Below are 508 nucleotides of genomic sequence, written 5' to 3'. Positions count from 1 at the left end.
ATGCAGCGCACATCACTATCAAAACCCGCGATCAAGGTGCCAACATTCACGATGACTTTAGTCGCACCCTGCTCAAAGCGGTGAATGATAATCTGGCGATCTTCATGAGGTGTCTGAGCTGTAATGATCTCAGCATTGACCCTCGCCCGATTGAATTCAACGGTAACGAAGTTGGCGTGGCTGACCGTGACGCAAAAGCAGATGGTCGGCTGGTTATTGCCGTTCGCCAGCCAGTTACTGACGATATCCCCCACCAAGTCAGCCCCGCACATGATCTCGGCGATTTCGTCTTCTTTGTAATCACTGCCGTACTCAGCATTGTTACTGGATTTAACGCCACTTAAATCCGGTTTCATCGGGGCATAGAATTCGTACTTACTTAAATCCCCGCGCTGAATCAGTTCCTTCATGGTGGTGGGCTTAATCAGTTTTTCGTAGTAAGTCCCCAAGAACGGCGCAAAGGGTGTGCCCGACAACCCAACTACGGGTATGTCACTGTCACGGATAA

1 protein-coding gene is annotated in these 508 nt (G+C 50.0%); it reads right to left on the bottom strand.

Features of this window, described 5'->3' with window-relative positions; translation table 11 throughout:
* Positions 1-508, bottom strand: a 508-nt coding sequence (locus tag AAC854_RS23005; protein ID WP_340619117.1) for a DEAD/DEAH box helicase, incomplete at both ends; no start/stop codon positions are given.

This window comes from Xenorhabdus entomophaga (genome assembly GCF_037996725.1).
Classification (GTDB): domain Bacteria; phylum Pseudomonadota; class Gammaproteobacteria; order Enterobacterales; family Enterobacteriaceae; genus Xenorhabdus; species Xenorhabdus khoisanae.
The sequence above is the reverse complement of the archived record's forward strand: the minus strand, read 5'-3'. Positions and strand labels throughout refer to the sequence as shown.